We start from the raw sequence: 22,371 nt of genomic DNA on the forward strand, positions 1-22,371 counted from the left end.
CGATGACGGAACAGCGTTTGAACGGGTTTCCGATGGGAGCCAAGGCGATGCTGGTCGCAATCGGCCTGGCGATGCTCGCCGGTTGCGCCACGAGACCGTCGCCCGATGTGTTGAACCCGGTCCATCAGCCCGTTCATCTCCCAGCTCATCTGAATGCATCGCTTCACTCCGATGAAGCCGCCCCAAGCCGGGTGAGTGTGCTCGCTGCGACGAACAGGAGCCTCGACACCGCACGCGGCGGGTTCGGCAGCACCTGGGCTGACAATCTCACCTACGAGCAATATGCGTTTTCGGTCCCTCCCGGCCGGAAGGACACCGCGATCACCTATCCGACCTCGAGACCGGATCCCGAACGCCAATTTGCCGTCATCGGGCGCAAGCAGCTTGCAAAGGACGCCTTCGTAGAGGAGGCGCTCCGCTCTACGCAGTCCGACGGCACTGTCGGCATCTTCGTGCATGGCTATAACTATAGCTATCAGGAGGCGCTGTTTCGCACCGCGCAGATCGCCGCGGACGCCAACATTCCGGGCTCTCCGATTCTGTTTTCGTGGCCTTCGGCCGCAGCCGTCGCCGGCTATGTCGCCGATCGCGATGCGGCTCTCTCCTCGCGCAGCGATCTCGACTCGCTTGTGACCTCGCTCTCGGCGTCAGGAAAGGTGAAACGCATCATCCTTTTCGGACACAGCATGGGCGGATTTCTGGTCATGGAGACGGTGCGCGAGCTCAAACTGCAGCATCGCGACGACGTCATCGGCAAACTGGCGGTGATCCTCGCCGCCCCCGACATCGACGTCGATGTTTTCCGGTCCCAGCTGAAGGATATCGGGCGGATGCCGATGCCGATATCCCTTCTCGTTTCGAAGGACGACCGGGCGCTGGTGGCCTCGAGCTTCATAGCGGGAGAGCGGGCGCGCGTCGGACGCCTCGATATCGACGATCCCGTCATCAGGGAGGCTGCCTTGAAGGAAAGGCTTCGGGTCATCGACATCACGTCGATCCAGGCATCCGACGGGCTGGGGCATGACCGCTACGCATCGCTCGCCAAGTTCGGCGCGCAGCTTGCCTCCTTCGAAAGTGGCAGGCGGTCGAGCGCCGGTGACGTCGGCGCCTATGTCTTCGATGCCGCCGGCGCCGCAGTCGCAAGTCCGTTTCGTCTGGCCGGGCGTGTCGTCGGCTCGCAATGATGAGAACTGGCCGCTGTTGGCGCGCTGCGCAATCCGGCCTTCGCGTCCTGACCGAATGAAAAGCGCCCGGCAATCGCCGGGCGCCTCATCCGACTGCGCGATGATGTGATCACGATAGGCGAGGCGCAAATTCGTCATGGAGAGATTGATCGCTTGCGAAGCCTGAACGCTCGGCAGCCAATGGGTCGCAATTTCTTCAGTGGAGGCGTTCGTCTTTCGAAGACCGTCGACCGCGAGATAGGCGACAAGACCAAAAAGAAGAGCTATGCCGCTGAAAATCGATAGCAAGCTCGATTTTATGTTTGGACGACGCATCGAAAGTCCTCATCGAACGCCGGCTTCATACCGGGTTGGCCAAGGAATTTTGTATCGAAATGAAATTTAACGATTTGTTCCATATGTAAAAATGCCGTTTACCAGTTTTCCTGAAAATCGCCGCCGCCTTCGTGCTGAGCCTCCCGCTGATTGAGGAAAATGCCTATCGATGCGGCATCAGGAATGACGGGAGCCAGAAATGATGAAGCGCATATTTTCCGCCCTTCTCGCATTGATCCTTCCGATGCAGGTCGCCGTTTCGCAACCCGCCGATGAAGCGGGGGCACGCAAAGCTCGGACTATCGCCCAGCTTCAATCGGAAGGCGTGCCGACCATCGATCATCTGCCGACCATCGAGCCCGAGAGCGAGAGCATCCGCCGAAATACAAAGGCTGTTGTTCAGCGCACGGTTGCTCTTGCGATCGTCGCCGTGAAAGGCGAGACCGGCGACCACGAAATGGGTCAGGCTCTCATCCGGCAGTTCGACGCGGCAAGCTTTTTTACCCCGAAGGAACGGGCGTTCATGGACGATCCCGATCCCACGGATCAGGACCGGGCGAACTTCGCCTGGCGCTACGAGGGCGTGCACGTCATGTTGTGGGCGCTCGGGATCAGCTCCGATCTCGAACGTCCCGACCATATTTGCGACGTGCCATTCATTGCGAACACGCTGCGCAAACTGGGGACGGACGGGTTGATGCGTCGCGCCAAGCTTCGTCCGCAGAAAGAGCTGCTGGACGCCGCCGACCTCATTTACCGCTACGATTGGGCCGCCGTGAACGCGCGGCTGAAGGGAGAGGAGCCACCTGCCGGATTGGACAAGGGCGTGGTCTACGAACGGCATTACGCCCTCAACTGGCTGATTGGCTACATGGACCAGGATTGGGACGATATTTCCGCGGACACGTGATGCTACTGGGCGCCCGGTCAGGCCCCGCACCGACGCGGTGATGCATGTTTTACGAAATAGCATTATGATCGGCTGAGCGCCCGACCGGCGAAGGGATTGGCCCCGCGGATATATGATCCGGTGCGGGATGGAGAGGATAGCTGGATTTGGAACGGCTGAAGGATCTGGAGAGCGATTTCGCGCAGGCAGGTGGCGGTACCACATCGCCTCCGTATGAACGGCCCGGCGTCGTGGCCGCCGCCGTTTACCAGCATGGGCAACGCATTCGCGACATCAGGATAGAAGAGGCCGGCGAATGGCGAAGCCGGGAGAATGCCGTTGTCTGGATTGGCCTGCACGAGCCGGATGAAGTGCTGCTGCACCAGGTTCAGGCCGAGTTCAATCTCCATGCCCTGGCGATCGAGGACGCAGCGCAGCCTCACCAGCGCCCGAAGCTGGAGATTTATGGGGACGCGATGTTCATCGTCGCCCGGACCGCCCATATGAAGGATGACGAAATCGTCTTCGGCGAAACGCATCTGTTCGTCGGTCGCGGTTATGTCGTTTCCGTCCGCCACGGCGACTCGTCCTCCTATCTGGCCGTGCGGCAGCGATGCGAGGCCACGCCGGCGGCACTTGCCCATGGCGAGAACTATATTCTCTATTCCATCCTCGATTTCATCGTCGACAACTACATGCCGGTCATCGAGGTCGTGCAGGAGGAGGTCGAGAAGCTCGAGGATTTGGTGCTGCGCGAACAGCTGGAAAAGTCCGACATCGAGCGGCTTTACCTGTTGCGGCGCAAGCTGCTGCGGCTGCGCAACGCCGTGGTGCCGCTCGTCGATGTCTGTCGGCGGTACGAGCACATCGATCTTCCCGGTATGGATCCCACACTCCAGTCCCTCTTTCGCGATGTGACCGATCACGTGCGCCGGGTTCAGGAAGATATCGATGCGTTGCGCGAGGTCCTTGCCTTCGCCTTCGAGGCCAGCGTGATGATCGGCCAGACGGAGCAGACGGCGATCGCCCGCAAGCTCGCCGCGTGGGCGGCAATCCTCGCCGTTCCCACCGCGATCGCCGGTATCTACGGGATGAATTTCAACGATATGCCGGAGCTGAAATTCCAGTACGGCTATTTCGTCGTGCTTGGCGTCATCATCACCTTGTGCCTGGGCCTCTTCGGTTTCTTCCGTCGGAAGAAGTGGCTCTAAACGGCCGCTGGTTGAGCGCGCGCATCGAACGATATACGACCTTTTCCATCGACGTCATTTATGAGGTTTTTATAAATCTCATCTGTCATCCGCATGGAATTGATATGCGGATCTGCCCATGTCTCTCCGTAAGGAGGATCCGGTCATGTCCCTGGAAAAAGATTTCGGCCATCGCCAAGCCGGCGTTGTTGCAGATCCGTTTGTCGTGCATGACGTGGGCCTCTCCGAGGTGCCGCTGGCAGTTCAGTATCTTGCTTCTTTCATTATGGCGGTAATGGCCACGGCGATTGCCGCCGGCTTCGACCGATATGAGGCCATTCCGAACCTATCGCTGATCTACGTCTTGCCGGTCGTCATCAGCAGCGTGGCATTCGGCATCGGGCCAGCACTGCTTTGTGCACTTCTCGGCGCCTTGGCATACAATTTCTTCTTCACAGAACCCCGCTTTTCGCTTGCTGTCGCGGACACAGCCAATATCTGGGCGATTGCTCTGCTCTTTATCGTTGGTTGCATAACCAGCGCGATCGCCTCCACGAGGAGGCGGGATGCAGCAGAACTCGATCGCTACCGCCGGCGTGAGGAGAAGCTGCAGATTTACGCTCGCCAGATGATTGCTGCAGTCTCCGCACGGGAAGCGACAAGTCTTACTCGGTCCGCCTTGGTCTCTCTCTTTCAAGCGCCCGTCGTCGTCATTCGCGCCGGGAAAGACGACCACCTGAAGATTGAAGGTGAGGGCAACCTTTCTTCCATGGAAGCCGAGGCGGCAAGAACTGCAATGACGTCGCAGTCGATTGTCAACGGCGGCGTTTACCCATTCGACGAATCCCGGTTCGATTTCTGGCCGGCTCAAAGTTCAACCAACCGGGCCGTCGTCATCGGGGTTGCGTTCGATCCGGAGCGTCGTCCGGCCAATCCCGATGCGACGGTCGGGATGATGGGTCTCGTTCTTGCCGCAACGATCGACCGCTGCAATGCCTGAGATGCTCATGCGGGACCACGCCTCTCAGGCTGCCTCATATATGAGATTGGGCGAGACGATCCATTCTCCCGGCTTTAGGGACAGCACATCGATCCTGCCTGCTGGATCCCGCTTCGCGACGCCAACGAAGCGGTAGCGACGCCCATGTGCGTCGAAGACAGACGTTGCAACGGCTCTGCCGGAAACTTGCGCGACGACGGGGCCGTCCGCGCGAATGCCCGAAAGGATGAAGTACTCATGAGGGATGCTTCGGCTGACCATCAGACCGGCCTGTCCGGGCGACGATCTTTCTCGCCCTGTTGCTTGGTCGCATCTGTCGCGGTCAGGGACTCTGGGGCACGTTCGCATGAAGGTGACGACGCTTCCTTTCGGCGCCGACTTTTTCTGATCTCCACGACGAATGGTTTCTGTTGGGGACGCATATGCTAACCTTCTCTCCCGGCTACTCGAAAATGCATTCGACTTGGCCCAGCGGCCCGAAATCGGCGGCAACATGCTGTCCCGCATGAACGCGGAGGACCCTCGTGCAGGCGCCCGTCGCGACGACATCGCCGGTCTGAAGTTGCTTGCCACGAGAGGAGAGGGCGCCAGCCAGCCAGGCCACAGCGTTCAGGGGATGCCCCATAACAGATGATGCATTTCCCGAAATCCCGACCTCCCTGAACAGGAAGACATTGACGTCGAGCTTCCCAAGCGCGGAGAGATCGACCTCAGCCGTCTGACTGCCCCGAACGGTCGCGACGTGCAGACCAAAATCTGCGATCGCGGAATTGTCGCCGGCGAACGCCCGACCCGTGCGACGTCCGATGATGCCGATTGCCGGCCGGCATGCAGCAACAGCATCGGCAACGGTTTCCAGCGAAATGGGCTCGTCAGCATCAGGAAATGCTCGCCGCATCGTGAATGTAAATTCGCACTGGGCGCCGATGACGCCCGGCGGCAATCGAAACACCGCCGTTGCGGATGCAAGCGCGAGAGCCGGGATCGCCGAATAAATCGGCTTGGTGAGCCCCAGCGCACGGCGGGCGGACTCGCTGGATCCGACGATAGCGTATCCCTTGCGCTCAAATCCGAGAGCGTCCTGGGCTAGGGCCTGGATGTCATAGGCCTCCCGCTCGGAGTCGATCAGATCGAGCGGCAGGTCGCAAAGCGCATCATGCAGACGACTTTTGGCAAGGATTTCGGCCGTGGTGTCTTTGAGTCCGAAGTACATCACAGTAACTCCATATCCGTTCAGCAAGTTTTGGATGCTGTTAAGAATGGAGATCAGCCCATAGCTATTCCATGCGCTGGGCGGGCGCGTGAGATTAAAATGTCATAGTGGTCCCAGGGCTTGTCCGATGGCCAGACTATCCTTCCGTCAGCACAGGGCATTCAGCAGCCGATCCTGATGCCTTCGAACATAGTCCATGTCGCTCGAATACAGCTGAGCATCTCCTGCAACCATGTCCTCCACGAATGTCTCATCTCCGGCCGCCGCTCTTGCCAGCATGAAATCGATGAGCGCCTGAAGCCGCCGGCAGATCATCTCGGGGAGCTGGAGCCGTTCCTCCGCCGTCGCCCCATAGGCCGTGCAAAAGACCTCCGCCCGCCGGAGCTGATCGTCGAGGCCGAAGGTCACGTCGGGATTGGCGGGATCGGAGAGCGGCGCCCAGCGGTAAACCGAATAGGCCAGATCCCATAGGCGCGGTGCGGGATGGGCGGTATCGAAATCGATGATCCCGACAGCCTCATGGTCTGCCGTAGCGACGTTGTAGGGCGCATAGTCGCCGTGGCATATGATCTCGCGCGGCTCCTGGGGCGGCAGCATCCATGTCTGGATCTCGCGGTCCGATTCGATAAACCCTTGAGATGCCGAGTGAAAATCGCGTAGAAGCCTGGCGGAGGAAAGCAGCATGCGCTCCGACCCGACAAAATGGTCGCTCAAGTCTTCGCAGACGCGCCCGCCGACATAACTGACGACTTCCTGGTTCCCGGTTATTTCAATGGGATCAGGCGCTCCCGGAAAGCCTCTGCTGCTCAGATGGCGCAAAAACCGGTGCACCGTCGGCGTCCATGCGCCGGAAGGCCTGATCACGGTGTTGCCGTCACGCCAGATCTGCCCGGTTCGTCCGCCCTCCAATAGTTTCATTTTCCGGTCTCCAGACGTCCTCTATGCGAATTTCAGCTTTTCGATATGGGCCTGAACGGTCGCGCCAAGGTTTGTCTCATGGCAGTTCCGGTAGAACGCCACGACGTCGGAAGGCATTCCGTCGGGGATGGGGACGAAGTCTTCAAGCCGCAGGTCGCTTGAACCGCCGAGTTGCGGATCGGCCACCTGGCTCTCGCTCAAACTGCCGACACGATCGGCCAGGGCTTGGAAATAGTCGAGGTTCTTATCCACCGCCGAAGGAGAGTACGTCCGGCCGTGCGCAGGGATAACCAGTCTTGCATCGAGGTCACGTATCCGCTCGAGCGAGGAGCGGATCAAGCGAAGGTCGTCTGCATTTTTGCTCCAGACTTCGGGGATGGGGTATTCCACCGCGTCGACGGCCAGGCAGATGCGAAGTTCGGGAATCCATACAGCGATATGGTCGGGCGTGTGTCCTGGCGTATGAATGAGTTCCAGCGTCAGATCGCCGCCGTTGAGGGTCATCGAGCCGGAGAAGGTGATATCGGGGCCGATGAGGTCGACGTTCCGGAACCTCGACTCCTGGCTCGCCTTGTCCCTCAGGATCTCCTGTGCGGAAGGGTCGCCTAAGCGGTCGAGCGCGGCGGCATGCGCGATAATCGGAGCGCGCCCCACAATGGCGGCATTTCCCCAGAAATGATCCCAATCCATGTGCGAATTGATCACGATCAGCGGACGAGCGTTTGTCTGTGCCTCGAGCAGGTCCAGCGCCGCCATGCAGAGTTCGGGCGTGCCGAGCGTATCGATCAGCACATTGAACCTCTCGGTCCGGACGAACACGGCATCAACTTCGTCCCCCGCCCTGACGATCACGATTCGATCATCGAGTTCGGGATATGAACACAATTCCACCGATGGATTCACGTCTGGTCGCCTTTATTGCAATCGCAGTGATTCATTCGGATACATCAAGTCCCGTTCGGGCGCCTGCTCTTTCAGAACGGGGCGGGGCTTCCCGTCTGATTTGGCTTCCGCTCTACCGGAACATGTACATCCCAACGTCTCATCACGGTGTTGGGCACCGAGGCCGTGCATATGACCATCACGCTCGGTTTCGAGCGGCCATAGCTCTTCGGCGTCCACCGTGTTTCGAGCGGAACCGCGCATCGGGGAACCAGCGTCTTCATGTTAGGCTCCAGCGCGTCCCATTGCTGATGCCCCTTGGCGTTCTCCTGCGAAATGAAGCGCCTGGCCTCCTCGCGGATTTCGAACAGGCCATGCGTGTCTTCAGTGGATCGATCGGTCTCTATGCTCCAGGAGGCGAGGCACAGTGCGCAAGCCGACAGGGCGGCGCTAAGGCGTATCGATCGAAGCAATGGTGCGCAGTCAGCAGCCAAATGGGTCACCCTCCCGGGAAGCGGAAGACTATCCAAATACGGCACAAACCTTCAAGGTCCGTCTGCGGAAATCCAGGGCCTTTGATGCGCGAACGGAGCGCATCCCATCGATCCGGCGCCAGTGCGGCCGACGATGTCTGCACATCGCGAATTGGCAGTTTCAGTGGAACAACCGCGGCCAACGGAAGTTTGCCTTCAAACCAAACTCGAGCGGCGGCCGATGTCAATCTCTCCAAACCAGGGTGTGTTGAGCACCCCACCCCGGATCTATTATGTCAATCCACTCCTTCTTCAGGGTATCGATGCGTGGCGCGAGGTTTTCGACCATGCTGCGGATACCGGTTTCGATCGTGTGCTGACCGCACCTCTCTTCGATCGGGGCGGGGAGCGCAGCATCTTTGCGTCCCAAAATCTGAAGCGCCTCGATCCTCAACTGTCGCTCGGAAGTGCAGTGGAGGATGGGGTGGCGCGCCTGACGGACGCTGCCCGCAAGAGCGGCGTCGCCCTGATGATGGACCTGATGCTCGACGGCAAGGCCCGGGATCCCAAGGCAGGCTTTCGCCCGGTCGATCCAAGGCTCTCGCCATTGGACCCGGCGGAGCCGATGACTGCGATGGGGGCGGAGTCTCGATCCCGGCTGTTGGAAGAATGGGCCGAACGGCTGCGGGGGCTGGCCGATCTCGGCCTCTCCGGCTACCGGGCGCTTGGGATTGATCGCATTGCGCCGGCGGCGTTCAAATCGTTGATTTCGGCGGTGCGCGAGAAGGCGGACGCGCAATTTCTCGCCTGGACGCCCGGCACTGATTTTGGGGCGAGGAGCGCGGTCAAGAATACAGGCTTCGACGGATGTTTTTCATCGATGGCCTGGTGGGATTTCGACGAGAGATGGTTCGTCGAAGAACACCGGGTCCAGAAGCCGCTCGGCTGGCAGATCGCTTTTCCGGAACCGCCATTCGCCAGGCGGATCGCACACGGAACGGAGAGTCGCGAAATCCTCGAACGACGCGCCATAAGGGCGCTGCGCCTTGCCGCCTCGCTCGGCGGCGGCCTGATGGTTCCGATGGGCTTCGAATATGGCGCCGCCACACCGCTCGATCCGACCCATGGGAATGGAACGGGTTTGCGGGGGCTGCGCCACGATCTCGCTTTCGATATCTCCTCCGAAATTCGCCTTGCGAACACGGAGATCGGCAAGGCTCCCCATGCGCTTGCATCATCGCTTCGGCTCATCCGCAACGCCAACGGACCGGTCTCAGCGCTGCTGCAGTCTGAGGCGGAAGACCTTCGTAGCACCGAGAATGTGCGGTTCATCCTGCTCAACAGGGACCTTCGGAAAAGTGCGCTCGCTCCAGTGACCGCACTGCGCGAAGCGGCCTCCGGTTTTCTGCCCGCCGCAGCCGACGGGACGGCTCTGCGGCTGCGGGCAGGGGAGACCCTGGTGGTCGAAGGCAAGGCGCCGGCGCCGATCACATCCCGGCAGATCCTCGACGTCGCTCAGGCGACGGCGTCGCCGCGGCTCGCCATCGAAAACATCATGCCGCAGGTCGACGGCGGGCGCTTTCCCGTCAAGCGGGTGGTCGGCGACACCGTCACCGTCGAGGCGGATATATTCGCCGACGGCCACGACCCGATCGCCGCAGTCCTGCTCTGGCGGCCGCTCGATGCGCCGGATTGGAACGAGACGGAGATGCAACTGGTCGAAAACGACCGCTGGCGCGCCGAATTCCTGCTGGAGCGCATTGGACGCTACGAATTTGCCGTCGAGGCGTGGAAGAACGCGTTTGCGATCTTTCGCTACGAGCTGATGAAGAAGAACGATGCCCGGCTGGACCTGAAGCTCGAACTGCAGGAGGGGTTGAACCTCGTCCGCTCGGCTGAGGTGCATGCAGGTGCCGCGCTCCGCGCCGAATTAAAGGCCCTCGTCGACAGTCTCGAAAGGGCGTCCGATGCCGAGCGCACGACAATTCTGCTCGATGCCGGAACATTGGAATTGATGAACAAGGCGGACAAGCGGCCGTTTCGGCTTCGCTCGACGGCAAGCGCCGTCGATGCCGAACGCAAGGAAGCTGCCTTTGCCAGCTGGTACCAGATCTTCCCGCGCTCGCAGAGCGGCGATCCGGACCGGCACGGCACCTTCGACGACGTCATCCCGCGACTGCCCGTCATCCGTGACATGGGCTTCGACGTGCTCTATTTCCCGCCGATTCATCCGATCGGCTCGACCAACCGGAAAGGCCGCAACAACAGCCTGAAAGCCGGACCGGGCGACCCCGGAAGTCCCTATGCCATCGGCTCCGAGGAGGGCGGCCATGACGCCATCCATCCCGAGCTCGGCGAGTTCGAGGATTTCCGTCGGCTGGTGGAGGAGGCAGGCCGGCATGGCCTGGAGATTGCTCTCGACCTCGCAATCCAGGCGTCGCCGGATCATCCCTGGCTGAAGGAGCATCCCGGCTGGTTCGACTGGCGTCCCGATGGCACGATCAAATATGCCGAAAACCCGCCGAAGAAATACGAGGACATCGTCAACGTCGATTTCTACACAAGAGATGCGCTGCCTTCGTTGTGGGTGGAGCTCAGGGATGTCGTCCAGCTTTGGGTGGACCAGGGCGTCAAGCTGTTTCGTGTCGACAATCCGCACACAAAGCCCTTTCCGTTCTGGGAATGGCTGATCGGCGATATCAGGGGCCGCCATCCCGATGTCGTCTTCCTGTCGGAAGCCTTCACCAAGCCGAAGGTTATGTACCGGCTGGCAAAGATCGGCTTCTCCCAGTCCTATACCTACTTCACCTGGCGCAATGCCAAGTGGGAGCTCGAGCAATATATGCGGGAGCTGACGGAGGCGGCGCCGAAGGAATTCTTCCGCCCGCATTTCTTCGTCAACACCCATGATATCAATCCGGATTTCCTGCAGAACGCGCCGCGCCCGGCCTTCCTGATCCGCGCAGCACTTGCCGCCACCCTTTCGGGATTGTGGGGCGTTTATAACGGTTTTGAACTTTGCGAGGGGCGTCCCGATGCCAAGCGCAAGGAATATGCCGACAGCGAGAAATACGAAATCCGCGCCTGGGACTACGACCGGCCGGGCAATATCATCGCCGAAATCAGGACGCTCAATCGCATCCGGAACGAAAACACCGCGCTGCATTCGCATCTCGGGCTGACGCTGCTGAATGCGCGAAATGACAATATCCTGTTTTTCGAGAAGGCAAGCCGTGCCCGCGACAACGTCCTGCTGATCGCCATCAGCCTCGACCCCCACAATTTCCAGCAAAGCGACGTCGAGCTGCCGCTCTGGCAGTGGTCGCTGGGCGACGGCGGCTCGCTGGATGCCGAAGATCTGATCGGCGGGCATCGTTTCAAGTGGACCGGCAAATGGCAGAGCATCAGTCTCAATCCTGAGGTCCTGCCCTATGCGATCTGGCGTATTCGCTCAAGGGAGGCATGAATGGACACGATGAATGCAGATAGCGCGCCGCAGCCGCTCTGGTACAAGGATGCGATCATCTACCAACTGCACATCAAGTCGTTCTACGACGCCAATGGCGACGGGGTCGGCGATTTCGCCGGCCTGCACCAGAAGCTCGATCACATCGCAGCCCTCGGCGTCAATGCCATCTGGCTTTTGCCTTTCTTTCCCTCTCCGCGCCGAGACGACGGCTACGACATCGCCGACTATGGCAGTGTCAGTCCCGATTACGGGACGGTCGAGGACTTCCAGGCTTTTGTCGACGCCGCCCACCAGCGCAATATCCGCGTCATCATCGAACTCGTCATCAATCACACCTCCGATCAGCATCCCTGGTTCCAGCGTGCGCGCCAGGCGCCGGCGGGATCGCCAGAGCGCGGCTTCTACGTCTGGTCCGATACCGATCAGAAATTTCCGGAAACGCGGATCATTTTCATCGATACGGAAAAATCCAACTGGACATGGGACGCCGTCGCCGGCGCCTACTACTGGCACCGCTTCTATTCCCATCAGCCCGACCTCAATTTCGATAGTCCCCTTGTCATGGAGGAATTGCTGAGGGTGATGCGCTTCTGGCTGGAAACCGGCATCGACGGTTTTCGTCTCGACGCGATCCCCTACCTCGTCGAGCGCGAGGGGACGATCAACGAAAACCTGCCGGAAACCCACGCGATCCTCAAACGCATACGCGCCGCGCTCGATGCCACCCATCCCGGCGTGATGCTGCTTGCCGAGGCCAATCAATGGCCAGAGGACACACGCGAATATTTCGGAGAGGGTGACGAATGCCACATGGCCTTCCACTTCCCGTTGATGCCGCGCATGTATATGGCGATCGCCAAGGAGGACCGGTTTCCGATCACCGATATCCTGCGCCAGACGCCGGAGATTCCAGACAACTGCCAATGGGCGATCTTCCTTCGCAACCACGACGAGCTGACGCTCGAAATGGTGACCGACGCCGAGCGGGATTATCTCTGGGAGACCTATGCATCCGACAAACGTGCCCGCATCAATCTCGGCATAAGGCGGCGCCTGGCGCCGTTGATGGAGCGCGACCGCCGGCGGATCGAGCTGATGAACGCGCTTCTTCTCTCGATGCCGGGAACGCCGGTGATCTATTACGGTGACGAGATCGGCATGGGCGATAATATCTATCTCGGCGACCGGGATGGGGTGAGGACGCCGATGCAATGGTCTCCGGACCGCAATGGCGGTTTCTCCAGGGCAGATCCGGCGCGTCTCGTCCTGCCGCCCGTCGCCGACCCGCTTTATGGCTTTGAAGCCGTCAACGTCGAGGCGCAGAGCACAGACGCGCATTCGCTGCTCAACTGGACGCGCAGAATGTTGGCGTTGCGCGGCAGGCATCCCGCCTTCGGGCGTGGCACGCTGCGGTTCCTTTCACCGGAAAATCGCAAGATCCTTGCCTATCTCAGGGAGTATGAAGGCGAGGTCTTGCTTTGTGTTGCCAGTCTCTCGCGGCTGCCCCAGGCCGTCGAACTCGACTTGTCGAGCTTCGAGGGGCGCGTTCCCATTGAACTGACCGGCATGTCGCCGTTTCCGCCGATCGGCCAGTTGACCTATCTTCTGACCTTGCCGCCCTACGGTTTCTTCTGGTTCCAGCTGACGGCTGATGCCGATCCGCCGGCGTGGCGCACCGCACCGCCGGAACAGCTTCCCGATCTGTTGACGATGGTCCTCCGGCGTAGCCTGCTCGACCTCGTGGATGAACCGGGTCATGCACGTATCCTGAGCGGCGAAATCTTGCCCGCCTATCTCTCCAGGAGGCGATGGTTCGGGGCAAAGGACCAGCCGCTTCAGGCCGCCCGACTGATCTCCGTGACACCAATCCCATTCGCCGACGGTGTCGTCCTCGGCGAGTTGGAGGTCGTGCTGCCGAACCACAGCGAATCCTACCAACTGCCGCTCGCGGTCGCCTGGGACGATGCCCACCCTTCCGCGCTTGCCCAGCAGCTTGCGCTTGGGAGGATTCGCCAAGGTAGACGCGTCGGTTTCCTCACAGATGGATTCGCCGTGGAGGCAATGGCGCGCGGCATTCTGCACGGACTTCGCGACCGCTCGCGCACCACCGGCCGGACCGGCACGCTCGAATTCCTTGGGACAGAACAGCTCGACAGTCTCGATATCTCAGGTGAGCTGCCGGTGCATTGGCTATCGGCTGAACAGTCCAACAGCTCGCTGCTCGTCGGCGACGTAGCGATGATCAAACTGATCAGGCACATCTTCCCGGGCATCCATCCGGAAGTCGAGATGACGCGCTATCTCACCCGCGCCGGCTATGACCACACAGCGCCGCTGCTCGGCGAGGTCGCGCATACCGATTCCAGCGGACGCCGTTCCACCTTGATCATCGTCCAGGGCGCGATCCGCAATCAGGGTGACGCCTGGAACTGGATGCTGAACAATCTGCGCCGCGGGGCCGACGAACTGGTCCTGAACGATCCGGCGGTCCAACCAGACGACGACGTCTTCCGGTCGCTGATCAGCTTCGTCGCGATGGTGGGTCTCAGGCTCGGCGAATTGCATGTCGTGCTCGCTGCGAAGACCGGAGACGAGGCCTTCAGCCCGGTGGTTGCTGGCGACAGCGAGGTCGAGGCGATGAGGAAGGCCGTTGTCGGGGAACTCGCCTATGCCATGTCGAAGCTCGATGAACGCGACGAGAATGCCGATCCCGCAATCGACCTGCTCGCAGCACCGCTTCTCGAGCGTCGTTCCGAACTCGCAGAGCTCGCCGGGACGCTGGCGGAGAGCTCCCGCTATACGCTGATGACACGCACGCATGGCGACTTCCATCTTGGCCAGATCCTCGTCAGCGAGGGTGATGCCGTCATCATCGACTTCGAGGGCGAGCCCGCGAAAAACCTGACCGAGCGCCGCGCCAAGACGAACCCGTTGCGTGATGTCGCCGGGCTTTTGAGATCGCTGAGCTATCTCGTGGCCACCGCGCAGCTCGATAACGACGCGGTCATCGAACACGACAACGAGGTTCGCCGCGAGGCGATCGCTCGCTTCGGGCGCAATGCCGAGGAGGCCTTTCTGGATGCCTATTCGCAGGCGGTCTCCGTATCGAAAGAGCTTGACATGCCGCCCGATCAAAGACGGAGGATTCTCGATGCTTTTCTTCTCGAAAAGGCCGCCTACGAGATCGCCTACGAAGCTCGCAACAGGCCGAAATGGCTTCCGATCCCGCTATCCGGCCTTACCGAAATCGTATCGCGTCTGGCGGGGGTCACAGCATGAATGTTGAGCGCTCGGAACTTCTGGCGGGCATCGGACAGGATGCGCTATGGGCCTTGATCGAGGGGCGCCATGGCGATCCCTTTTCGATCCTCGGCCCCCACCAAAGCGGCGGCATGACGATCGTGCGGGTCTACCTGCCCGGTGCGGAAGCGGTCGATCTCATCGATGCGACGAGCGGCCGGGTGGTTGCACCGTTCAGCATCGCCCACCCGTCCGGCTTGTTTGCGGCGACGGTCGCCTCGAGGACGGGATACCGGCTGCGGATCACATGGCCGGATGCAGTTCAGATAACCGAGGACCCCTACAGTTTCGGTCTGCTGCTCGGAGAGCTCGACCTTCATCTGATATCGGAGGGCACCCACTACAGTCTCAGCCGGACGCTCGGCGCGGTGGCTATGTCGATCGACGGGATATCTGGCGTTCGTTTCGCCGTCTGGGCTCCGAATGCGCGCCGCGTCTCGGTTGTCGGCGACTTCAACGCCTGGGATGGGCGGCGAAACCCGATGCGGCTGAGACCGTCGGCGGGCGTATGGGAGCTGTTCATCCCCCGGCTGGCACCCGGCGAAAGATACAAGTTCGAGATCGTCGATGCTGAGGGGACCTGCCTTCCGCAGAAGGCCGATCCGGTGGCGAGGGCGAGCGAGGCCGCCCCATCCACCGCCTCTATCGTCGCATCGTCGACGCCGTTTCGATGGACCGATGACGGCTGGATGAAGGGCCGGTCCCGGCAAGACAGGCTGGAGGGCGCGTTCTCCGTCTATGAGGTGCACGTCGGCTCCTGGCTTCGCGATCAAAAGGACGGCAACAGGTCGCTCGACTGGGTCGAACTCAGCCAGCGGCTGGTTCCCTATGTCAGCGACATGGGCTTCACCCATATCGAGCTGCTTCCGATCATGGAGCATCCGTTCGGCGGCTCCTGGGGCTATCAGCCGCTCGGTCTGTTCGCTCCCACCGGCCGATACGGGACGCCTGAGGATTTCGCTTATTTCGTCGACCGGTGCCATGGCGCCGGGCTCGGCGTCATCCTCGACTGGGTGCCGGCCCATTTCCCCACAGATGTCTGGGGGCTTGCCCGCTTCGACGGCAGCGCGCTCTACGAGCACGAAGATCCGCGCGAAGGCTTTCACCGCGACTGGAACACGCTGATCTACAATCTCGGCCGCAACGAGGTGAAGGGCTTCCTGATCGCCAGCGCGCTGGAATGGCTGGAGCGCTACCATATCGACGGTTTGCGGGTCGACGCCGTTGCCTCGATGCTCTACCGCGACTACAGCCGCAACGAGGGCGAATGGATTCCCAACCAATATGGCGGTCGCGAGAATCTGGAAGCGGTCGAATTCTTCAAGCACCTGAACAGCATCATTCACGAGCGCTGCCCGCACGCGATGACGATCGCCGAGGAATCGACGGCCTGGCCCGGGGTGACGAAGCCGCCGGAGCAAGGGGGGCTGGGTTTTGACATCAAATGGAACATGGGCTGGATGCATGACAGCCTGAGCTACATCGAGAAGGATCCGATTTACCGGAGTTACGCCCACGGCACGATGACCTTCGGCATGATCTATGCCTATTCCGAACGCTTCATTCTGCCGATTTCACATGACGAGGTCGTCTACGGAAAGGGCTCGCTGCTGACGAAGATGCCGGGCGACGAATGGCAGAAATTCGCCAATCTGCGCAGCTACCTCGCCTTCATGTGGGGCCATCCCGGCAAGAAGCTTTTGTTCATGGGGAGCGAAATCGCTCAGCCGAGCGAGTGGAATCACGACGGGTCGGTGACCTGGGATGTGCTGGACCAGCCTCAGCATGTGGGGATCCAGCGGCTGGTGAAGGATCTGAACGGCCTTTACGGGGACGAGCCGGCATTGCAGTTCGGCGACTTTCATTCCGAGGGTTTTGAATGGGCGGCAGCCGACGACGCCGTCAATTCCGTCCTCGGCATGCTCCGTTATGCGCCCGACCGCGCTTCGTCGGTGCTGGTCATGTCAAATTTCACACCGGTGCCGCGTTACGGCTACAGGATCGGTGTGCCCAGTGACGGTGTGTGGATCGAGCGGATAACGACGGATGCGCGGGAATATGGAGGCTCGGGCCTGGTCAACGGCGCGGTGTCGAGCGAACCCGTGCCCGCCCATGGCAGGCCCGTCTCCCTGTCCCTGACGCTGCCGCCGCTATCGACGATTTTTCTGCAGGGGCCGTCGCCCTGACCGCGCGGCCGCGGAACGGTCATCTCGGTCACGGTTCCATCGTCACCTGAGACGACCATAGACAGTCATCTCGGTGGCGGTTTCACCGTCACCTGAGATAATGGATATGCGGGCGCGAATGATAGGGAGAGGTTTCGATACGGGCCTCGACGGAGAAGACATTCCTTAAAAGATCCTCGCTCAACACGTCCTGCGGCGCGCCGGAGGCGACGATCCTGCCATGCTGCATGATGATCAGCTGGTCGCAGAACATGGCGGCATGGTTGAGATCGTGCAGGGCGACGATGCTGGTAATCGGCAGGCCGGAGACGAGCCGCATCAGGCCGATCTGGTGCTGGATATCGAGATGGTTTGTCGGCTCGTCGAGGATCAGCTCCTGGGGCGACTGGGCGAGCGCCCTTGCGATATGGGTGCGCTGCTTTTCGCCGCCCGACAGGCTCTGCCAGCGATCGTCGCGTTTCTCCGCCATGCCGGCGCGCGCCAGCGCCTCTTCGACCGCCTCTTCGTCGGCCCTCGTCCAGCCCGAGAACATCGATCGGTGCGGAAACCTTCCGAGCTTGACGACGTCGACCACCTTCAGGTTGGCATTGGTCGTCGCATGCTGCTCGACGAAGGCGATCCGCCGGGCAATCGAGCGACGGCTGATCGTGCCGATATCGCTGCGGTCGAGCGTGACGCGGCCGGAATGCGGCCGCTTCAGGCCGGCGAGAATCCGCAGCAACGAGGTTTTGCCCGAGCCGTTCGGCCCGAGCAGGCCGAGCATCCGGCCAGGCTGCGCCTCCATGGAAACGCCATCGAGAATGGTCTTCCTGCCAATTTTCCAGATGAGGTTGTCGGCCTTGATGCTCATGATGCGCGCTGGAACCGGTAGAGGATGATCGAGAAGAAGGGGACGCCCACCAAGGCGGTGACGACGCCGATCGGCAGGATCTGGCCGGGAATGAGGGCGCGTGCGGCGATGTCGGCGAACACCATGAAGATCGCCCCCGCGATGGCGCAGGCCGGCAGGAGACGAATGTGGAGCGGCCCGACGACGAAGCGGGCGACATGCGGCACGACGAGGCCGACGAAGCCGATCGAGCCCACCATGCTGACGATTGTGGCCGTCATCATCGCCGTTAGCGCGAAGAGCACCATCCGCGCACGGCCGACATTGACTCCGAGCGAGGATGCCGCCTCGTCGCCAAAGGCGAAAGCGTCGAGCACGCGGGCATAAAACAGGCAGCCGACGAGGCCGATGCCGACGACGACCGAGACCAGCGCGAATTCCGGCCAGCGCACGCCGCCGAAACTGCCGAGCAGCCAGAACATGACGTCGCGGGCCTGCTGCGCATTGGCCGAGGTGGTGACGATATAGGAGGTCGAGGCGTTGAAGAGCTGCGATGCGGCGACGCCGGCAAGGATGGTGCGATCCGCGCCGCCGCGCGTGCCGTTCGAGAGCAGCGCCACGAAGAAGAAGGCTGCGAAAGCGCCGGCGAATGCGCCGGCCGAGAGCGACACCGCGCCCGAGCCGATCCCTAGGATGACAATCGCGACGGCGCCGGTGGAGGCGCCGGCGGAGATGCCGAGCACATAGGGTTCGGCAAGCGGGTTGCGCAGCAGCGACTGCATGATCGCGCCCGACAGCGCCAGACCCGCGCCGCAGAAGGCGGCGACGAGCGCGCGGCTCAGGCGATAATCCCAGATGACGGTCTCATGGATGCGGTTCAGCTCGATCGCGGTCCATCCGAGCCGGTTGGTGACGGCCGAAAACGTGGTTGCAAGCGGGATCGGCAGGTCGCCGATCCCGACGCTGACGCCAATGGCGATAGCGATGAGGCAGAAAGAGGCGAGGAGCAGTGCGAGGACGGCTCCCAGCTGCCGGAAGATACGGCCCGCTTCAGTCACTTCAACAGACCGAGAGCCTTCAATTGGCCAGCCACCTGCTCAGCGCCGTAGACCGTGCGGACGGTCGGGTTCATGGCCTGGCCGTCCATGATCACGATCGCCTTGTTCTTGACGGCGGGGATCTGGCTGACGGCCGGATCGGTGTTCAGGAAATTGATCTTGGCCTCCGGCTTGTCGAGTTCCCAGCGGTTGCGGTCGAGACTGGCGACGACAATGACGTCGGGATTGGAGGCGATGATGCCTTCCCAGCCGAGCGTCGGCCATTCTGCTTCCGCCGATATCGCATTGTGGCCGCCGAGCAGGTCGGCGATAAAGCCGGACGCGCTGTTCTTGCCGCCGAGATAGGCGTCGGCCGACGGACTGGGGCTGGAGAACCAGAAGACGTAGGAAAGGTTCTTGCCGTCCTTCGAAACGCTGGAGCGAAGCTTGGCTTCGCGCGCCTTGAAGTCGGCGATCAGTGCCTGGCCGCGATCGGCGACATCGAAGATCTGTGAGAGTTCGTCGATCTCTTTGTAGAGAAGATCCATGTTCCACAGCTCGGCGCGGCTGCCGTACTGGTCCTTGACGTCCTTGGTGCTGAGGCAGGTGCTGGGCGAGAGATAGGTCGCGACGCCCACCTTGTCGAAATCTTCGCGCTTGGCGATCTTGCTGTTCGGCCCGACCAGGCTTGGCAAGGCCACCGCCACGAAGTCGGGATTTTCGGCGAGCATCGATTCGAAGGTCGGCATCTCGACGGTCAGAAGCTTGACCTTGGCATTGGCTTCTGCGAGCTGCGGCAGGACCTTGCTCGGCCAGAAGGCCGTGCCAGCCATCTTGTCCTGAAGGCCGAGCAGCAGCAGAATTTCAGCGCTGTTCTGGCCGAGGCCGATCACCCGTTCGGGCGCCTTCTGGAAAGTCACCTGCGCGCCGCAGTTTTCCAGTGTCAGCGGGTAGGTCGTCGAACCGGCCAAAGACGGATTTGCGGCAAGGCCGATGATGGCGGAGAGGCCGCAGGCGGCCAGAAGCGATTTAAGGCTGGTCACGAAGAAATTCCCCGGTGCGTGAGTATATCCGGCCGCCGTATAGCCTCAGAAACAGGCAGAAAACAAGACCAAACAAATCAACTTATCGCAAAATTGCAGCGCATTGCGGCGAGGGCAACGTGCCATCATCCGTTGAACTGCAGCAGCGTTCGCCGTCTAAACAGGGCTGACCGGTGACAGCGACTTGCTGTAGACTTCGAGGATCGCGGCAAGCTCCTTGAGGATGCCGGAGAGCGGAAGCGTGCCCTTTCTGTTGAACGCCATGTCGTCACGTTCGAAAAGGGCAAGGCAGATCTCGTTCGAATCGTGGCGCGACTGGTAGGCGAGACCGTCCGGCCGGTCGGCATGGTCCCAAAGCGCGTCGGTCCAATGGCCGCATGGTTCGTAAGGGCCGGTGGAAATGGCATTATCGGTGCCGAGTGCCTGCAGGCCGGTTCCGTGCATGCGCACGATCCTCAGCGGTCTGATACAGCTGAGTTCGCTGATGGCGCGGGTGGTGATTTCGGTCATGGACACCATCAACCGCTGGGGATTGCGCAGGATCGTCTCCACAAGCGCTCCCCTGCGGCTCATCCCGACATAGAGAATTCCGAAACGTCCGCTGGCGCTGTCGAAACGATTGGTGGCGGCAATCCCGGGGCCGGGTCCAAAGAAGATGGGATCGAGATGCGTCCGATGGACCCTATGGAGAACCTGCCCGGCCGCAATGAGGTCGATCGGCAATGGCGAATGGGCGAGCCAAGGGGGCGGGGGCAGTGCAGCTCCCGACGGCCCTCTGCCTGCATTTGCCGGCATCAGGCAAAGCCGTCGGAGGTTTCAATGCGGATCAGACGCCGGACTGCTTCACGATCGCCGTCGCGGAGCGCCTGCAGGGCTGTCCGACCACCGAGAGCCGTATCGGAAGCAAGCAGAAAATCCAATGCGACCCAGGGACCGGCGGCGGCAAAACCACGCACGACGTCGGAAATCCCCCCGATCACCTCACCTTGATCCAGCTGGCAGAGCGGATAGCGCCAGTCGCTGCCCTCGCGTACGGCAAGCAGCGTGCCAGCCCGCCGCCTCTTGTCGACCGCCTGCCTGCTGATGCCGAGGATACGTCCGGCGTCCTCGGCCGACATCGTCCCTCCGGCCCGTTCGACAAGATTTTGCCGATGCTCGACGTTACGAGCCAGCGCCGGAACCAGCGGGTCGAGATCGTTTATCGCTGCGCCCACCATATCCGAGCGGCTGAGAAGCTGTGCCAACGAACCGGCGTCGGTCGGGGCTGAAAGCGCGTCGGCGAGGTCCTTTGCCGGCACATTCGCCGAAATGCGCTCCAGCGCCGATGTCGCACGCCGCAGAAACGCGGTCCTGATGGAATTCGGCTCTTCCTGCACTGTGACGGGACCGGATGCGTGGCGGGCCATTGAGCGGCTCCTCGGTTGACAAGGTATTTATATGGTTATTCATGGTATGAAGTCAACCTCTGGTGTGGTGCTTGGATGGCCGTGAAGAGGAACGGCCGGCCCCGATCCTCGGTGCGGGATCGGAAGCCAATTCGCCCCGATGTCTACAGCATCAAGGTAAAGCTCTCAAACATGTTCAGGTCAGCTTTGCCACGAGCTTGGCATAGTCCGAAAACGTCAACCGTTCGCCTTTCCTGCCTGCCTCCTCGGCGAGCTGCAGCACACGGATGGGGAACAGGATTGCGGCGCGGTTGGCGTCCGACAGTTCATGGTCGTCGTCCTCCTCGACTGCCTTTGTGGCTTTCGAGAGCGCGGCATTGAGTTCCCCGCTGGTCAGCAGTTCCTTCTCGACGATCGCATCACATATCGCCGCCATGGCCATGATCAGGCCCTTGAGCTGGAGGTTGGCCGTATTCATGAGAACTCCGAGGAAACGAGAGGATCTGCGATGGTGACGCTCCGGCGCCTCGCCGATTGCGCCGGGGATATTGCTGCGTCAGTCCGTTTGAACCGGTCGGATCGTGTCGATGGTGACCACACCGTCGACGATCCCGCGCATGACATCGCGCCTGTTCCGATCAATCTCGATGACGGTGTAGAGCTTGTCGTCCCGAAAGGCGCTGGCATTAACCGTCGTCACATCCTCGGCGGGAGCCGCATCCACTTCCATGAAGTCGAGTTCGCGCGCCGCTGCGACGATCCTGGCGTCACCGGGCGTTCTGGCGGCGACGACGACGGTACCATGTCCGGGGGAATTGTCCCATCGCGGATCGTCGGGTGCGGCGACCGGCTCCAACCGGTAGATGTTGAGCATCTCGCCGCCAGCGTCGGGCGACGCTTGCACAGCCGCATCCTTAATTTGCGCCTGGCTCTCGACCGACTTTCCAAAGGTGGTTGGGCTGGTCGCGTTGTTGATCTCTTCCTTGCCTGTCCTCGAGACGTTCGACATGTCGCTCTCCATTGTCAGGACTGAAACGACAGCCGGCAGGCAAGTGTTC

Annotated in this window: 17 protein-coding genes and 1 pseudogene; 7 read left to right on the top strand and 11 right to left on the bottom strand. The window is 61.3% G+C overall.

Annotated elements, in window-relative coordinates; all coding sequences use genetic code 11:
- The first annotated feature begins 2 nt into the window (after nt 1-2).
- A complete protein-coding gene (locus RL_RS36410; protein WP_011649453.1) occupies nt 3-1,184 on the top strand; it encodes an alpha/beta hydrolase in 1,182 nt (393 codons plus the stop codon).
- Nucleotides 1,185-1,271: 87 nt separating this feature from the next.
- Here RL_RS36410 and RL_RS40955 read toward each other — a convergent pair.
- Nucleotides 1,272-1,499: pseudogene (locus RL_RS40955) on the bottom strand (methyl-accepting chemotaxis protein); the annotation flags it as partial.
- Between the two features lie 199 nt (nt 1,500-1,698).
- Between RL_RS40955 and RL_RS36415 the strand changes: the two are divergent.
- The 3 genes from RL_RS36415 to RL_RS36425 all read left to right on the top strand — a co-directional run bounded on the left by RL_RS36415 (nt 1,699) and on the right by RL_RS36425 (nt 4,578).
- Entirely contained in the window at nt 1,699-2,409 is a 711-nt protein-coding gene (locus tag RL_RS36415) for a DUF4272 domain-containing protein (RefSeq protein ID WP_011649454.1), read from the top strand.
- A 146-nt stretch (nt 2,410-2,555) separates the two neighbouring features.
- On the top strand, nt 2,556-3,599 hold the full coding sequence (gene corA / locus RL_RS36420; protein WP_011649455.1) for a magnesium/cobalt transporter CorA: 1,044 nt from the start codon (nt 2,556-2,558) through the stop codon (nt 3,597-3,599).
- Between the two features lie 145 nt (nt 3,600-3,744).
- The gene (locus tag RL_RS36425; RefSeq protein ID WP_011649456.1) at nt 3,745-4,578 is read left to right on the top strand and encodes a DUF4118 domain-containing protein; all 834 of its coding nucleotides are present in this window, start codon (nt 3,745-3,747) and stop codon (nt 4,576-4,578) included.
- A gap of 442 nt (nt 4,579-5,020) precedes the next feature.
- On the opposite strand, the gene RL_RS36435 is transcribed toward RL_RS36425, so the two are convergent.
- The 3 genes from RL_RS36435 to RL_RS36445 all read right to left on the bottom strand — a co-directional run bounded on the left by RL_RS36435 (nt 5,021) and on the right by RL_RS36445 (nt 7,612).
- Nucleotides 5,021-5,818, bottom strand: a complete 798-nt coding sequence (locus RL_RS36435) for a 2-keto-4-pentenoate hydratase (RefSeq protein WP_244432420.1) — start codon at nt 5,816-5,818, stop codon at nt 5,021-5,023.
- 120 nt (nt 5,819-5,938) lie between these two features.
- Nucleotides 5,939-6,709, bottom strand: a complete 771-nt coding sequence (locus RL_RS36440) for a phosphotransferase enzyme family protein (RefSeq protein WP_011649458.1) — start codon at nt 6,707-6,709, stop codon at nt 5,939-5,941.
- 21 nt (nt 6,710-6,730) lie between these two features.
- Nucleotides 6,731-7,612, bottom strand: a complete 882-nt coding sequence (locus RL_RS36445; protein ID WP_011649459.1) for an MBL fold metallo-hydrolase — start codon at nt 7,610-7,612, stop codon at nt 6,731-6,733.
- Nucleotides 7,613-8,305: 693 nt separating this feature from the next.
- Here RL_RS36445 and RL_RS36455 point away from each other — a divergent pair.
- The 3 genes from RL_RS36455 to glgB are packed head-to-tail and all read left to right on the top strand — an operon-like array spanning nt 8,306 to nt 17,019.
- Nucleotides 8,306-11,530, top strand: a complete 3,225-nt coding sequence (locus RL_RS36455; protein WP_041937030.1) for an alpha-1,4-glucan--maltose-1-phosphate maltosyltransferase — start codon at nt 8,306-8,308, stop codon at nt 11,528-11,530.
- The gene (gene treS, locus RL_RS36460) at nt 11,531-14,812 is read left to right on the top strand and encodes a maltose alpha-D-glucosyltransferase (RefSeq protein ID WP_011649462.1); all 3,282 of its coding nucleotides are present in this window, start codon (nt 11,531-11,533) and stop codon (nt 14,810-14,812) included.
- Nucleotides 14,809-17,019 carry a 1,4-alpha-glucan branching protein GlgB gene (gene glgB, locus RL_RS36465; RefSeq protein ID WP_011649463.1) on the top strand — a complete coding sequence of 737 codons (2,211 nt, stop codon included), beginning with the start codon at nt 14,809-14,811 and terminating at the stop codon, nt 17,017-17,019. The genes treS and glgB overlap by 4 nt, the downstream gene beginning before the upstream one ends.
- A gap of 88 nt (nt 17,020-17,107) precedes the next feature.
- On the opposite strand, the gene RL_RS36470 is transcribed toward glgB, so the two are convergent.
- The 7 genes from RL_RS36470 to RL_RS36500 form a co-directional block, all read right to left on the bottom strand.
- Entirely contained in the window at nt 17,108-17,869 is a 762-nt protein-coding gene (locus tag RL_RS36470) for an ABC transporter ATP-binding protein (RefSeq protein ID WP_011649464.1), read from the bottom strand.
- Complete coding sequence (locus RL_RS36475) at nt 17,866-18,906, bottom strand: FecCD family ABC transporter permease (protein WP_011649465.1); 1,041 nt, start codon at nt 18,904-18,906, stop codon at nt 17,866-17,868. The genes RL_RS36470 and RL_RS36475 overlap by 4 nt, the downstream gene beginning before the upstream one ends.
- Nucleotides 18,903-19,928, bottom strand: a complete 1,026-nt coding sequence (locus tag RL_RS36480; RefSeq protein WP_011649466.1) for an ABC transporter substrate-binding protein — start codon at nt 19,926-19,928, stop codon at nt 18,903-18,905. The genes RL_RS36475 and RL_RS36480 overlap by 4 nt, the downstream gene beginning before the upstream one ends.
- 156 nt (nt 19,929-20,084) lie before the next feature.
- Nucleotides 20,085-20,723, bottom strand: a complete 639-nt coding sequence (locus tag RL_RS36485; protein WP_011649467.1) for an RES family NAD+ phosphorylase — start codon at nt 20,721-20,723, stop codon at nt 20,085-20,087.
- Nucleotides 20,723-21,334 (bottom strand): helix-turn-helix domain-containing protein, encoded by a 612-nt coding sequence (locus RL_RS36490; RefSeq protein WP_011649468.1) that lies wholly within the window; start codon nt 21,332-21,334, stop codon nt 20,723-20,725. The genes RL_RS36485 and RL_RS36490 overlap by 1 nt, the downstream gene beginning before the upstream one ends.
- A gap of 175 nt (nt 21,335-21,509) precedes the next feature.
- Nucleotides 21,510-21,791 (bottom strand): hypothetical protein, encoded by a 282-nt coding sequence (locus tag RL_RS36495; RefSeq protein WP_011649469.1) that lies wholly within the window; start codon nt 21,789-21,791, stop codon nt 21,510-21,512.
- Between the two features lie 78 nt (nt 21,792-21,869).
- Nucleotides 21,870-22,334, bottom strand: a complete 465-nt coding sequence (locus RL_RS36500) for a hypothetical protein (protein ID WP_011649470.1) — start codon at nt 22,332-22,334, stop codon at nt 21,870-21,872.
- Nucleotides 22,335-22,371: the final 37 nt, after the last annotated feature.

Source organism: Rhizobium johnstonii 3841 (genome assembly GCF_000009265.1).
GTDB lineage: Bacteria > Pseudomonadota > Alphaproteobacteria > Rhizobiales > Rhizobiaceae > Rhizobium > Rhizobium acaciae.